Source organism: Bradyrhizobium sp. 17 (genome assembly GCF_023073515.1).
Classification (GTDB): Bacteria; Pseudomonadota; Alphaproteobacteria; order Rhizobiales; family Xanthobacteraceae; genus Bradyrhizobium; species Bradyrhizobium canariense_D.
Window position 1 is genome coordinate 24,710 of record NZ_JADPJQ010000006.1, and the last position, 11,413, is coordinate 36,122.

The following is an 11,413-nucleotide window of genomic DNA, read 5'->3' on the forward strand; positions in this document are numbered from 1 at the left end:
CGAGAAGGAACCGCGCGTTGCGCCCCGGGTTGGTCGAACTGTACCGACCTCGCGAGGAGCCAGCATGACGGAAGTCGACATTCGCAAGGGGATGCCGCCCGTCAAGCTCTCGCGCGAGGCCTTCGAGCGCCGCTACAGGAGCCGGTTCGTCGATCCCGCCTTTGCACCGCTCCAGCGCGAGCTCGACGCCATCGTCGGCGCGGCCTGGGATGCCTACAGCAATTCACGCAAGGCCCCGCTGACGCGAAAGGCAGGCGCGGGATTCTCCGATCCCGATTACGACATCGCCATCGACTGGCTCGATGCGCGCGCGAAGATCCTGGCAGCGCAGCGGCGCCATGACGACGCGGACGAGACGCCGCGCATCCTCATCATCAACGGCGCGGCCCGCAGCGAGCACACCTGTCCCGGCGAGATGTCCAAGACTTGGCGCCTGGTCGAGCTCGCCGAGCCGGTCTTTGCCGAGCTTGGCTTCGCCGTCGACATCCTCGATCTGTCGCGCCTGGCTTCGGAGTTCGGCAGGACGATCCATCCCTGCAAATCCTGCGTCGGAACAGCGATGCCGCTCTGCCACTGGCCGTGCAGCTGCTATCCAAACTACTCGCTGGGACAGACCGACGACTGGATGAACGATATCTATCCGCTGTGGGTCGCCGCCCACGGCATCCTGATCGTGACGCCGGTGAACTGGTATCACGTGCCCGCCGGATTGAAGGCGATGATGGATCGCATGGTCTGCGCCGATGGCGGCAATCCCGATCCGACCTCGACCCACGGCAAGAAGGCTGCCGAAGCCAAGGCGCTGGAGCTGAAGGGCTGGTCCTATCCGCGCCATCTCGCCGGCCGCCATTTCGGCCTCGTCGTTCACGGGGATGCGGTCGGCGCCGAGGGCGTACGTCGGGCCTTGTCGGATTGGTTGACCGACATGCAGTTGATCTCGGCGGGCCGCTTCGCCGAGCTCGATGGCTATCTCGGCTACATGGAGCCATACGCCACCTCGCACCGCGACCTCGACGACGACAGGGCATTCCAGACAGAGGTGCAGAACGTCGCGCGCGCACTCGGCAACGCGGTCCGCCTGGCGCGGAGCGGACAGCTTCGCGAGCCCGGTGCGGGCCTGTCGGACCCAAACCCCAAATGACGGCGAATGATCAGCCGTATGATTGCCTGATCGTCGGCGGCGGCCCGGCCGGGCTGATGGCTGCGATCTACCTCGCGCGATTTCGGCGCCGCGTCTGTGTCGTGGACGCGGGCGCGAGCCGGGCGGCGCTGATCCCGCGCAGTCACAATGTGCCGGGCTTCGTCCACGGCCTGTCCGGAACGGACCTGCTCGCGCGCATGTCCGCGCAACTGGGCGAACTCGCGGTCACGCGGGTTGATGCCGAGGTCACCGCCTTGCGGCGACACGAGCGAGGTTTTCAGGCGATCTGGAACGGCGGCGTGCATACGGCCTCTACCGTCATCCTTGCCTGCGGCATCGTCGACACCCATCCGCCGTTCGACGAATGGCGCGCGGCGGTCGCAGACGGGCTGTTGCGCTACTGCCCCGTCTGCGATGCCTACGAGGCGATCGGCCGTCGCATCGGCATCGTCGGTCCGCTTCACCGTGCCGCCGGCAAGGCGCTCTTCATGCGCGGCTACTCGCGCGACGTGACGTTGCTGGCAACGGGCGAGGATGACGGGAAGGCCGCCGCACAGGAGCTGAATGAAGCGGGTGTCGAGATCGTCGTCGCGCCTGGCCTGCGCCTGAGGCGGAAAGACGACCGCGTCGAAGCCGTCTTCGCCGATGGCCGGACGGCGCAATTCGAGATGGTCTACCCGGTGATGGGTGCGGAAGTGCGCTCGCATCTCGCGATGACGCTTGGGGCCGAACACACCGCAGACGGCCATCTGAAAGTCGACGACCATCAGCGCAGCTCGGTCGACGGGCTCTACGGCATCGGCGACGTCGTCACCGACCTGCACCAGATATCGGTCGCGTTCGGCCACGCCGCGCTCGCCGCCTGCACGATCCACAACAGCCTGCCGCGGCGGCTGGCATGAGGAACGGGGTATCGGACATTGGCAACAGAATCATCCTCGAAGACCGCGGTCTATGCGGCGCTCTTCGGCAATGTCCTGGTCGCGGTCACGAAGATCGGCGCCGCCGCGTGGACGGGAAGTTCGGCCATGACGAGCGAAGCGGTGCATTCGCTCGTCGATACGACCAACGAGATCCTGCTGCTCTATGGCTACCGGCGCGCGAGCCGTTCGCCCGACGAATCCCATCCGCTCGGCTATGGGCGCGAACTGTATTTCTGGAGCTTCATCGTTGCGCTGCTGATCTTCGCGCTGGGCGCCGGTGTCTCGCTGTATCAGGGCATTCTGCATGTCGCCGCACCCGAGCCGATCGAAAGTCCGATCGTCAGCTTCGTGGTGCTCGGGCTGTCGTTCCTGTTTGAAGGCGGCTCCTGGCTGGTTGCCCTGCGGCGCTTCAGCCCGGACGGCCAGCGGTTCGGATACTATCAGGCTTTCGTTCGCAGCAAGGATCCTCCGGCATTCATGGTGCTGCTCGAGGACAGCGCGGCGCTGGTCGGCATAGCCATTGCCACGGCGGCCACTGCGGCGGCCGTATGGCTGCGCCAGCCGGTCTGGGACGGGATCGGTTCGATCCTGATCGGGATATTGCTGGCGATCGTGTCGATCGGTCTCGCGCGCGAGAGCAAGAGCCTGCTGATCGGCGAGCCCGCCGATCCGGAGCTTGCGCGATCCGTCCTCGATATCGCAAGGCGGTCGCCCGGCGTGCTCAGGGCCAACGGCCTGCTGACGGTGCAGCTGTCGCCGGTCGAGGTCGTTGCGGCCCTCAGCATCGAATTTGCGGATGACAAGCGCGCCGACGACATCGAGCGATGCGTCGTTTCGATCGAGACCGAGATACGCAAACGTCATCCGAGCGTGGCGGCGCTGTTCATCAAACCGCAGACCGATGCTCGCTACCGGGCGGTGCGCGCGAGGCGGTACGGCTAGCTTCGCGAAGTTCCCCCGAGGTCGCAATCGGCACGACGGCAGGAACGATCACAACATCCCACTGGTTGACCGGTGCAGGTCGGTGGCATGGACGAATGCGTCGCCATGTGCCGCTCCTGCGCGCAATCCTGCCGCGCGATGGCGGCCTGAGGACAAGCCCATGCTGGAAGAGAAACTCACGGAAGCCATCGTCGAGGAGCTGAAGCGGCAGGCGGCCAACCGGCCGCAATTGCTAAAGCTCGAACGGGCGGACGATGCGAAAGCCTCGGAGGAGCTGATCGTCAACGGCAAGATCGACTTGGCCGCGCTGGTTATGGTGATCGCCGGATCGGTCGCCGGCGGGCCTTAAGTCCGGCCGTCAACGGCCCTCAGCCATATTCCTCGCCGATGCCGTATTCCCGGTAGATTTCCAGCGGATCGAGGTCGGGAAACAGCCGGCATTTGGCCTGGGCGAGATGGAGGCTCACCGCCGCCGGCTCCTTGCCGTTCGAGAGGATCTTGCGGATGTCGTCCATATGCGCGCTCGGCTGATGCTTGGTATCGAGCTGCTCCAGTGCGACCAGCGCAGTCGCCAGCGCCTCGGTCAGTACCCAGTCGTCGTGGCCGGTGATTCCCTTCTTCGGCATCGGCAGACCCCACATGTGGCGGTCCCAGTCTATCGGGACTTCGGCCAAATCTCCAAGGAGCCGTTGCAGCCAGCAGGCCCGCGGACCGGCGGCCGTGCTCCGGCTTGCATTATGGCCGGGCGTGGCTAAAAGGCGGCATTGCCCGGGCAATAGTATCTTTGTTGAAACAAAGTTGGCGTAGACGGGGCTGCATGGCATTCAGGCCGGCTGTTCCGGTCTGGGCTCCTGATCCCCGCATTTGCAACACGGTCGGTTGCGCCACCCTTCAAGGCTTAAGCCCGCATGGTCTTTTTAAGCTTCGTCTATCGCTTCGTGACCAACTTCGCATTCATGGCGATGGTCTATTTCAGCCTGAATTTCATGGAGAAGTACCAGAACCGGGCGATTATCGCGATCCTGGTGCTGGTCTATACCGGCATGCGCGCAGCTTCGACGCTGCGGGCGTTCTACTTTTACCAGAAGATCGAGAAGCTGGAAGCCGAGACCAAGCGCCTTCAGGCTCCGCTCAATGACGGCACTGGCGGAACGAGTGTGCGCAAGCAGGTCGTGGTTGACGTCGCCCGGCTGCGGCGCGACGGCGAGGTCAAGTCCTATATGGACCTGTTCTTCCTGGCGCTGATCGTATTGCTCTGCGTCGCCAACATCATGCGACAGTAAGCTCTACTGCGCGCGCTTCTTCAGGCTTGCCACACGGGTCGGGCGCGGCGCTGTGCTCTTGGGCGCGGCGCTCTTGGGGGCAGTGCTCTTGGCTGCAGTGCCCTCGGTCTCTGCGGCGTGGTTCGGTGTGCCATGAGCAGCGCGCGCGGTGCGGTGAGCGTGCCACTTGCCGGCTTTGACCTTGGCCGCAGGAGGCGTCTCGGCCGCCATTGCCAGGCGCGTCGCGGCGCGCCGCGACAAGGTCGTCGACAGCAGCACCTCGACCGAGCCTTCCGGGATCGCAAAGAGATCGCGGCCAGGCACGGGCAGGGTGGCCGCGACATTGGCGAGCGCCATGGTCTTGCGCGGCAGCAGCGGTTGGTGCGCGGCCTGTGCGTTGAGGTCGGCCAGCGAGGGTGCCGGAAGTGTCTTGGTCTGCGCGAACACGAAGTTCGGCACGGCCGGCCAGCGCGCGATCGGTGTGGTCTCGGTCGGCGGATGCAGCAGCCATTCCACCGGCGTTGTCGGCGTCGCCGGCTGCTCGGCGGTCGCGGGCACCACGTGCACGATGCGATAGCCGCGCGCCTTGAGGTCGCGGATGATCTTCGGCAGCGCCGCCACCGTGCGGGACTGGATGTCGTGCAGCAGCAGGATGCCCTTGCCCTTGGCCTCAAGCCGCTGGATTGCGAGCTGATAGACGCGATCGGGCGACACATGGCGCCAGTCGTCGGCCGGGAAATCGGCGCTCCAGACCTGGATCCCGCGCGAGATCAGAACGTTCTCGACGCCGTCGGCGCGCATCAGGCCGGGAATGCGGAAGAACGGCGCGAGCTTGGACGGATCGGTCATTGCGGCCGATGTCCACTCGATGCCGCCATTGATCTGCGCCTCGGCCTTGTCGAGCGGCATCCGGTCCATTGTGAGCGGATGCGTCATGCTGTGGGTGCCGACGGTATGGCCCGCGGCGACCAGCTTGCGCACGCCTTCCGGGTTCGCCTTGGCCTGTTCGCCAATGATGAAGAATGTCGCCTTGATGCACTCGTTGGCGAGGATCTGCAGCACCTGGTTGGAATATTTCGGCAACGGACCGTCGTCAAAGGTCAGGACGACTTCATGGTCCTTCAGCGGCAGCGTCTCGCGGTACTGCATGGTGCCGATGCGGGGATGCTCGTGCGGATCGACCACGAGCGTGCGGGAGGTCCCGAGCGCGTCCCGATGGCCGGGGCAGTCGGCCGCAAAGGCCGGCGAGCCGATGGTCAGGACACCAAGGAATCCGCCAAGGAAGCTGCCAAGGCAAAGGACGATCCACGATCGCGTCCGAGCAACAACGCTACTTCCGATCATGAACCCGGTCTGCCCTCTTACGCGATTGCCGCCATAGTAGGTCGGAGACATCAGCAAACGGTTCAGGCGCAAGAACCCCGACCCAGAACCCTGCCGCGACAAGTCCCCTTGATACTTGCATGGCGTAGCATGAACAGACTGTTAATAGGGCCCAAATCACCCCATTTTGCACCGGCGTGACATTCCGGCATCAATGCGCGTCGGCACTCTTCTGTGATGCACCCGCCGGCACGACGTGAACCACCCGATAGCGGTTCTCCCTCAGATACCGCAGGAAGGCCGGCATGATCGCAGCCGTACGCGCCTTGGGATCGTGGAACAGGATGATACCCTTGCCGGCGGCGGCGAGCCGCTCGGTGACGAGCTTCATTTCCTGCTCCGGCGTCATCTCGTTCCAGTCGCTGGCCCACAGGTCGGCCCCGAACACCACGATGCCGCGGGACTGGAGCAGGTCAAGCTCGGCTGGCGTCGCCTCGAAATAGGGGAAGCGGAAGAACGGGGTCGCGGGCGTCGTTGTCGAGGTGCCGTGCAGAGCCAGCTCGACGGCCGCGATGCCGCGGTCGATTTCGCTCTTCGCTTTGTCGAACGGAATGCGCGCCATGAACGGGTGCGAGAAGGTGTGGTGACCGATGCTGTGGCCCTCGCGCGCGATGCGCTTGACCATGTCAGGGTGTTCGGAGGCGTGCAGGCCGATCAGGAAGAAGGTCGCGCGCACGCATTCCTGCGCCAGTGCCACCAATACCTTCGACGTCGTCGGCGGATGCGGCCCGTCGTCGAAGGTCAGCACGACCTCGTGATCGGCAAGCTCCAGCGTCTGCGGAAAGCTCTTCAGGCCCACGCGCGGCGCGGTCTTGGCGTCGACGCTCAGAATGCGGGAGGTGCCGAGCGCGTCCTTGCGCGGGCACTCGGCGGCTTCACTCGAGGCGATGCCGGTGAGGGCGGCGAGGGCTGCGCCTGCCGACATCGAGGTCCACCTCAGTCGAAGCATCTTTGTCATTGCGCTCAGAGTTGCCTTGTGGGTATTGCCTGAACCGTCAGCTCAGACCACTCGTTCCAACCTGTCGAACGGCGAGGCGCGCCATGGATGAACATCTGGACGGTGCCGCATCTGCCGCGGAATCGGTACTCGACCACGTGCCGATGCGCAATGAAGACGGCGAAATTCGTCACGAATTCGTCGCGGAAATTACCCATGCGATCGAGGCCGGCGACAGCGCCGCGCTGCGCGCCTGCGTTGCCGAGCTGCACGAGGCCGATCTCGGCGATCTCATTGGGGCTCTCGAGCCCGACGATCGGGTCCGCCTGGTTGAGCTGACGGGGCGCGATTTCGACTTCTCCGCGCTGAACGAGCTCGACGAGGGCGTGCGCGAGGAGATCCTCGAGGAACTGCCGCCGCAGACGGTCGCGGAAGGTGTGCGCGAGCTCGAATCCGACGACGCGGTAGAGCTGCTGGAAACGCTCGATCAGGCCGATCAGGAGGAGATCCTCGAGAAGCTGCCGCTCAAGGAGCGCGTCGTGCTCGAGCGCAGCCTGCTTTATCCGGAGAACTCCGCCGGCCGCCGGATGCAGACCGAGTTCATCGCAGTGCCGCAGGATTTCACCGTGGGGCAGGCGATCGACTACATGCGCGAGACGCCGGATCTGCCAGACCGCTTCTACGAGATCTACGTCGTCGACAAGGAGCAGCACTGGCAGGGCGCGGTCTCGCTCGACGTGCTGCTGCGCGCCCGCCGCCCGGTGGCGCTTGCCGAACTGACCGACGAGGATCGCCGCCGCGTCTCCGTCCTGGAGGACCAGGAGGAGGTGGCGCGCATGTTCGGCAAGTACAATCTCGTCGCAGCCCCGGTGCTCGACACCCAGGACCGCCTCGTCGGCGTCATCACCGTCGACGACGTCGTCGACGTCATCGAGGAAGAGGCGGACGAGGACCTCAAGGCGCTCGGCGGCGTCAACAGCGACGAAGAGCTGTCCGACACCGTGTTCACCATTGCACGCGCGCGGTTCAACTGGCTGCTGGTCAATCTCGCCACCGCCTTTCTGGCGTCGTCCGTGCTCGGCCTGTTCGAGGGGCAGCTCGAGAAGATGGTGGCGCTCGCCGTGCTGGCGCCGATCGTCGCAAGCCAGGGCGGCAATGCCGCGACCCAGACCATGACGGTCGCGGTGCGGGCGCTGGCGACGCGCGAGCTCGGCTCCTCCAATGCCTGGCGCGTGGTGGTGCGCGAGGGCCTGGTCGGCCTCGTCAACGGTCTCGCCTTTGCCGTGATCACGGGCGTCGCTGCGGTGGCCTGGTTCAGGATCCCGGGCCTCGGCCTGGTCATCGGGCTCGCCATCATCGTGAACCTCTTCGCCGGCGCACTCGGAGGCATCCTGATCCCGATGGCGCTCGAACGTGTCAGGGCCGATCCGGCCGTGGCCTCCGGCACGTTCGTGACAACGGTCACTGACGTCGTCGGCTTCTTCTCCTTCCTCGGCATCGCGACGTTGTGGTTCGGGTTGAGGTAGGGCTACACGCACTCTCGTCTCCCCGGCGCGCTGCAACGCCCTTGGCGTTGCTGCGCAACCGGGACCCAGAAGCGGCACAGTATTGCAGCGACATGGGCCCCGGCTCTGCAGCGCACCGCTGAAGAAGCGCTGCGCTGCGTCCGGGGCACGAGACCGTATACGCAGCCATCATCTTTAATCCGAACTTAAGCGAGCTGCCGCATCATCGCCTTGCTTGGGGGAATGAGCATGCGTGTGCGGTTGAAGGCGGACGGACGGATTGTCGAGTTGCGGGATGGGCGGGAGTTTCCGGTCCAGCCGTTTCCAATCCAGCCCGTACCTAACGCAGCGCCGCCCGACACCAGCTCGCTCGCCGTGCGCGATTTGCGCCGCCGTGCCTGCCCGACCCAGATGGAGTTCGCGGCCAAGCTCGGCGTTCCCGTCGAGACCATCCGCAATTGGGAGCAGGGCAAGCGGGCCCCGCGGGGACCCGCCCGCGCGCTGCTCGCTGTGATCGCGCATGCGCCTGACACCGTATTCCAGGCGCTTGCCAAAGCCTGAGCTCGAGGCCTGACCTCAAGGCCTGACGTCAAGGCCTGACGTCAAGGCCTGGCACGAACCTCCCGTTAGCATTGCGCGCAAGATCCGACCCGGCGGCCGGTGTCGCCCGTTGGCAGTGTTGCCAGCCGGGTTCATAATGACGCCTGGATCATGATTTGGGGCGACCGCGACAGAGAGGATTCCTCATGCTGTTCGTCGAGACCAATGGCGCAAGGATACCGGCGATCGGGCTGGGGACCTGGGAGCTGAGCGGGCGCATGTGCACCCGTGTGGTCGAGCAGGCGCTGCGGCTCGGCTATCGCCACATCGATACCGCACAGGTCTACGAGAATGAGCGCGAGGTCGGCGACGGCTTGCGCGCCTCCGGCGTGCGCCGCGACGACATCTTCCTGACGACAAAGGTCTGGACCAATCATTTCGCGCCCCACGATCTCGAGCGCTCGGTCAAGGAGAGCCTGGCGCGCATGCGACTTCCCTCCGTCGATCTCCTGCTGCTGCACTGGCCCAATTCGCACGTGCCGCTGGAGGAGACGCTGGGCGCGCTGTCGCATGCCAAGCGCATGGGCCTGACCCGCCACATCGGCGTTTCCAATTTCACCGTGGCGCTGATCGAGCAGGCGGTGGCGTTGTCGCCGGAGCCGCTGGCCTGCAACCAGGTCGAATACCACCCTTATCTCGACCAGGCGAAGGTGAGGGCGGCCTGCGATCAGCACGGGCTCGCGCTGGTCGCCTACAGCCCGATCGCCAAGGGGCGGATCAAGACCGACCGGACGCTCGCCGAGATCGGGCGTCTGCATCACAAGACGCCGGCGCAGGTCTGCCTGCGCTGGCTGGTGCAACAGAATGTCGCTGCGATCCCGCGCACCTCGCGCGTCGAACGCCTGTCGGAAAACATCGAGATCTTCGATTTCGAGCTTTCGGACGACGAGATGGCCCAGATCGCCGCGCTGGCCAGTCCCAGGGGCCGCCTGACCGATTTCGCCTTCGCGCCAAAATGGGATTGAGAGGGGCCTGCCGTATGCTAGGACCAGCTTGGCAACCTGAAGTCAGGCGATGGAACTGCGGAAGATCATACGGACGGACATTGCAGCGTCGGCGATCGCCCATCTGACGCTGGTCGCGCTGATCATCGTGATCAGCGAAGTCCATCCGTTTCACGCCAGCCCGCCCGAATCGGTTTCCGTCAGCATCGTGACGCCGGAGCAGGTGAAGCAGGAGGAGGCCAAAGCCGAGGAGAAGACCGGGGAAAAACTCAAGGCGAAGCCGCCGGAGCCGACCCCTGACCTGAAACTGCCGAAGTTCGATTTGAACGATAAGGACAAGGCGGCGGCCGCGCCGAAGCCCGAGGCGAAGCAGCAGGCTGCGGCACAGTCCTCGAAGCAGCAGGCCTCGCCTGAACCGCCGCAGCAGAAACAGCCGCAGCCACAGCCTTCACAGACGCCGCAGCAGCGCGAGGCAAATGCGCAGCCGCAACCGCAGCCTCCACAGCCACAGCCTCAGCCATCGCAGTCGCCGCCGCCTCAGGCGACGCCGCAGCCCCCGGCGCCACAGCTACTGCCACAAGCGATGCAGCACCCGGAGGCCGCGCCGCCGCCGTCCTATCAGGCGCCGGAGCCCGACGTCACTGTCAAATACGGCGTCATGCTGGGCCTGCCGCCGGAATTGCCGACGGAGCTGCCGAAAGACGCCCCCAAAGACGATGGCGGCGATGCCAAGGATTCAATCGCGGCGAAGCTGCCGGTCGAAATCATCGCCGAGCTGCGTCGTCATTTGCGAAGCTGCGCCAAGCTGCCGGCTGGGGTCGCGCCGACCGACAACGTCAACATCAAGCTGCGCACCGTGCTCGCGACCGACGGCACGCTGGCGCGCGAGCCGATCCTGATCGAAGCCCCGCCGTCCGCAAAGGGCGTCGCGCTCGTGAAGTCCGCCATGAGCGCGCTTCAGGCCTGCCAGCCCTACAAGATGTTGCCGGCCGACAAATACGGGGAATGGAAGGTGATGGACCTGCCGTTCAGCCCGCGGGATTTCGGCGGCTAAACTCTCGCTTGGGCTACGGCCTTGCTTTGTCGCTCTGCTGTCAATCCATCTTCGCAAATATATTCCACTTTGCCGAAATTCGGACACGGCGTATGTGTTGGCCATCCCGGCTCATCCTTGAGGGGCGATCTTGTGGTCGTCATGTTCGCGAGCCGGCTTGCGGTGGACGCGGCAGCGTTCGGGGGCGAGAGGCCAAGGGCAGGGCGGATTGCTCTCTGAGCCCAAAGCTTCGTGCCGACGAGCGGCGCTGCAAAGCTTCGTCACGGCGCCGCCTGTCAAACCGCCACAGACGAGACGCCGGCAGCGAATACAACCTCAGCCTGAGTCGGGCGGCGAAATTGAAGCGCAGCCGCCGCGCGTGCACGGCGATTGCCGCGTCGGCGGGAGCATCAAAATGCAAAGATAATCAATGCCACCAGCAAGACGTTGAACATGCCCAACGTGAGTACGGCGATATCGAAAACGCGGATCAAGCTGATCATGGTGTCCTCCGATACACGCCAACCGGGTGCTATGATGCCTCCGCTACGACCGGGTGTCTATGCAGTTTGTGCCTGCTCGGCGACCATCGCCACAATGTCGGCCAACCGCGTTGGGTCCAGAACGCCGTGTGTGGGAGCGCGGGCGCGCTTGGGAAAAGTGGTGAAAATTCCGCCTTCGTCAACTCGCGCGGCATTGTTGACCGATGCGCTGTTGAGTTGCAACCATTTGTCTCAAACTTC

Annotated in this window: 13 protein-coding genes; 9 read left to right on the forward strand and 4 right to left on the reverse strand. The window is 65.0% G+C overall.

Translation table 11 applies throughout. The features are described 5' to 3' along the window. Positions 1-64: 64 nt before the first annotated feature. The 4 genes from IVB13_RS00185 (at position 65) to IVB13_RS00200 (ending at position 3,355) form a co-directional block, all read left to right on the forward strand. The gene (locus IVB13_RS00185) at positions 65-1,141 is read left to right on the forward strand and encodes a flavodoxin family protein (protein ID WP_247487251.1); all 1,077 of its coding nucleotides are present in this window, start codon (positions 65-67) and stop codon (positions 1,139-1,141) included. Next, complete coding sequence (locus IVB13_RS00190) at positions 1,138-2,043, forward strand: NAD(P)/FAD-dependent oxidoreductase (RefSeq protein WP_247487252.1); 906 nt, start codon at positions 1,138-1,140, stop codon at positions 2,041-2,043. The genes IVB13_RS00185 and IVB13_RS00190 overlap by 4 nt, the downstream gene beginning before the upstream one ends. 18 nt (positions 2,044-2,061) lie before the next feature. Further along, complete coding sequence (locus IVB13_RS00195) at positions 2,062-3,006, forward strand: cation diffusion facilitator family transporter (RefSeq protein ID WP_204511412.1); 945 nt, start codon at positions 2,062-2,064, stop codon at positions 3,004-3,006. A gap of 160 nt (positions 3,007-3,166) precedes the next feature. Further along, a complete protein-coding gene (locus IVB13_RS00200) occupies positions 3,167-3,355 on the forward strand; it encodes a hypothetical protein (RefSeq protein ID WP_204511411.1) in 189 nt (62 codons plus the stop codon). A 19-nt stretch (positions 3,356-3,374) separates the two neighbouring features. On the opposite strand, the gene IVB13_RS00205 is transcribed toward IVB13_RS00200, so the two are convergent. Continuing rightward, a complete protein-coding gene (locus tag IVB13_RS00205) occupies positions 3,375-3,647 on the reverse strand; it encodes a hypothetical protein (RefSeq protein ID WP_204511410.1) in 273 nt (90 codons plus the stop codon). A gap of 267 nt (positions 3,648-3,914) precedes the next feature. On the opposite strand from IVB13_RS00205, the gene IVB13_RS00210 reads away from it, so the two are divergent. After that, on the forward strand, positions 3,915-4,289 hold the full coding sequence (locus IVB13_RS00210; protein ID WP_018455201.1) for a hypothetical protein: 375 nt from the start codon (positions 3,915-3,917) through the stop codon (positions 4,287-4,289). 3 nt (positions 4,290-4,292) lie between these two features. Here the strand turns inward: IVB13_RS00210 and IVB13_RS00215 are convergent, their stop codons facing one another. Together IVB13_RS00215 and IVB13_RS00220 are read right to left on the reverse strand one after the other, a co-directional pair. Further along, positions 4,293-5,612 (reverse strand): polysaccharide deacetylase family protein, encoded by a 1,320-nt coding sequence (locus tag IVB13_RS00215; protein WP_247487254.1) that lies wholly within the window; start codon positions 5,610-5,612, stop codon positions 4,293-4,295. Positions 5,613-5,802: 190 nt separating this feature from the next. Continuing rightward, positions 5,803-6,576 carry a polysaccharide deacetylase family protein gene (locus IVB13_RS00220; RefSeq protein WP_162496377.1) on the reverse strand — a complete coding sequence of 258 codons (774 nt, stop codon included), beginning with the start codon at positions 6,574-6,576 and terminating at the stop codon, positions 5,803-5,805. 116 nt (positions 6,577-6,692) lie between these two features. On the opposite strand from IVB13_RS00220, the gene mgtE reads away from it, so the two are divergent. The 4 genes from mgtE (at position 6,693) to IVB13_RS00240 (ending at position 10,691) form a co-directional block, all read left to right on the forward strand. Then, entirely contained in the window at positions 6,693-8,114 is a 1,422-nt protein-coding gene (mgtE, locus tag IVB13_RS00225) for a magnesium transporter (RefSeq protein ID WP_018455198.1), read from the forward strand. Between the two features lie 222 nt (positions 8,115-8,336). Beyond that, positions 8,337-8,654, forward strand: coding sequence for a helix-turn-helix domain-containing protein (locus tag IVB13_RS00230; protein ID WP_247487256.1), 318 nt, complete (start codon positions 8,337-8,339; stop codon positions 8,652-8,654). Positions 8,655-8,839: 185 nt separating this feature from the next. After that, positions 8,840-9,658, forward strand: coding sequence for an aldo/keto reductase (locus IVB13_RS00235; RefSeq protein WP_018455196.1), 819 nt, complete (start codon positions 8,840-8,842; stop codon positions 9,656-9,658). Between the two features lie 49 nt (positions 9,659-9,707). Then, on the forward strand, positions 9,708-10,691 hold the full coding sequence (locus IVB13_RS00240; protein ID WP_085384444.1) for a hypothetical protein: 984 nt from the start codon (positions 9,708-9,710) through the stop codon (positions 10,689-10,691). Positions 10,692-11,230: 539 nt separating this feature from the next. Here IVB13_RS00240 and IVB13_RS00245 read toward each other — a convergent pair. After that, a complete protein-coding gene (locus IVB13_RS00245; protein WP_247336178.1) occupies positions 11,231-11,395 on the reverse strand; it encodes a hypothetical protein in 165 nt (54 codons plus the stop codon). Positions 11,396-11,413 lie beyond the last annotated feature (18 nt).

Coding starts and splice junctions, on each gene's coding strand:
- IVB13_RS00185 (WP_247487251.1), top strand. CDS start 65: ATGACGGAAGTCGACATTCGCAAGGGGATGCCGCCCGTCAAGCTCTCG.
- IVB13_RS00190 (WP_247487252.1), top strand. CDS start 1,138: ATGACGGCGAATGATCAGCCGTATGATTGCCTGATCGTCGGCGGCGGC.
- IVB13_RS00200 (WP_204511411.1), top strand. CDS start 3,167: ATGCTGGAAGAGAAACTCACGGAAGCCATCGTCGAGGAGCTGAAGCGG.
- IVB13_RS00205 (WP_204511410.1), bottom strand. CDS start 3,647: ATGTGGGGTCTGCCGATGCCGAAGAAGGGAATCACCGGCCACGACGAC.
- IVB13_RS00210 (WP_018455201.1), top strand. CDS start 3,915: ATGGTCTTTTTAAGCTTCGTCTATCGCTTCGTGACCAACTTCGCATTC.
- IVB13_RS00215 (WP_247487254.1), bottom strand. CDS start 5,612: ATGATCGGAAGTAGCGTTGTTGCTCGGACGCGATCGTGGATCGTCCTT.
- IVB13_RS00220 (WP_162496377.1), bottom strand. CDS start 6,576: ATGTCGGCAGGCGCAGCCCTCGCCGCCCTCACCGGCATCGCCTCGAGT.
- mgtE (WP_018455198.1), top strand. CDS start 6,693: ATGGATGAACATCTGGACGGTGCCGCATCTGCCGCGGAATCGGTACTC.
- IVB13_RS00230 (WP_247487256.1), top strand. CDS start 8,337: ATGAGCATGCGTGTGCGGTTGAAGGCGGACGGACGGATTGTCGAGTTG.
- IVB13_RS00235 (WP_018455196.1), top strand. CDS start 8,840: ATGCTGTTCGTCGAGACCAATGGCGCAAGGATACCGGCGATCGGGCTG.
- IVB13_RS00240 (WP_085384444.1), top strand. CDS start 9,708: ATGGAACTGCGGAAGATCATACGGACGGACATTGCAGCGTCGGCGATC.